Annotated in this window: 1 protein-coding gene; it reads left to right on the top strand. The window is 70.0% G+C overall.

The window, feature by feature from the left end; translation table 11 throughout:
* The first annotated feature begins 144 nt into the window (after positions 1-144).
* Entirely contained in the window at positions 145-1,296 is a 1,152-nt protein-coding gene (locus tag ACIQOV_RS41770) for an ISAs1 family transposase (protein ID WP_331768683.1), read from the top strand.
* Positions 1,297-1,303: the final 7 nt, after the last annotated feature.

The raw sequence follows: 1,303 nt of genomic DNA, 5'->3' as shown, positions 1-1,303 counted from the left end.
CAGGGCTGTTGCAAAGTCCCGGTTAGGGCATGAGTCCGCAGGTCATAACGGGGTGAGAGGCGGGAGTCGATCCGTCACGTACGCATCGAAGCTCCGGTTGAAGGGGGTGACCTTCCCAAGTCGCCTCGCACCACCGGAGCTTCGATGTGCCGCCAGTCTGCCACCGTCTGCCTGATCAAGTCGCCCGCTCTGGACAGCGTGGCGGGATTGTCGCTGGTGGAGCGGTTGCGACTGCTGCCGGATCCGCGTCGGCGTCGAGGGGTGCGTCACCCGTTCGTGGCGGTGCTGCTGGTCGCTGCCTCTGCGGTGGTCGCCGGCGCACGCTCGTACGCGGCCATCGGCCAGTGGTCCGCGAGCGCTCCGCAGCACGCCCTGGCCCGTCTCGGCGCCCGGGCCGTGGGCGTACTGGGCGTACACGTTGCGCCGAGTGCCGCCACGATCCGGCGGGTCATCGCTCTGGTCTGCCCGGGCGGCCTGGCCGACCTGACCGGCGCCGATCCAGCAGGATCAGACTCGATCGCCGTGGACGGCAAGGCCGCCCGAGGCGCCCGGCACGGCACCTCGCCCGCCGCACACCTGCTGGCCGCGATGACCGGCGACGGCCGCACCGTCACCCAGCTGCGGGTTCCCGACAAAACGAATGAGATCACCTGCTTTGCCGCGCTGCTGGCGCCCTTCGACCTGGCCGGGGTCACCGTCACAGCCGACGCCCTGCACACCCAGCGCGCCCATGCGCGCTTCCTCGTCGAGGAGATGAACGCGCACTACCTGCTGGTGGTCAAGGCCAACCAGCCCGAACTGCATTGCAGGCTGCGATCGTTGCCGTGGAAGGACGTCACTGCGCGCCGCTACGACCGCGAGGTCGGCCACGGCCGCAGGGAGACCCGCGTGACCAGGGCGCTCACCGTCACCGGCCTCGGGCTGGACTTCCCGCACGCGGTCCAGGCCGTGCGCATCCTGCGCCACCGCACCGACCTCAAGACCGGCACCATCAGCCGCCGGACCATCTATGCGATCACCGACCTGACCTCGCAGGAAGCCTCGCCCGAGCGGCTCGGCCGGCTCGCCAGATCGCAGTGGACCATCGAGAACCGACTCCACTTCGTCCGCGACACGACCTTCGCCGAGGACGCCTCCAGGATCCGCACGGCACACGGCCCGGAGAACATGGCAACCCTTCGGAACCTTGCGATCAACGCCCTCCGCGCCGCCGGGCATCGCAACATCGCCGCTGGCCTCCGCCACGCCTCCTACGAGCCCTTCACGCGCCCGCTCGACCTCCTCGGCATCGCCTGACCAACAC

The organism is Kitasatospora sp. NPDC091257, assembly GCF_044757675.1.
In the GTDB taxonomy this organism is placed as follows: Bacteria; Actinomycetota; Actinomycetes; order Streptomycetales; family Streptomycetaceae; genus Kitasatospora; species Kitasatospora lactacystinica.
This window is presented reverse-complemented; position numbering and strand designations above follow the sequence as displayed.

Coding starts and splice junctions, on each gene's coding strand:
- ACIQOV_RS41770 (WP_331768683.1), top strand. CDS start 145: ATGTGCCGCCAGTCTGCCACCGTCTGCCTGATCAAGTCGCCCGCTCTG.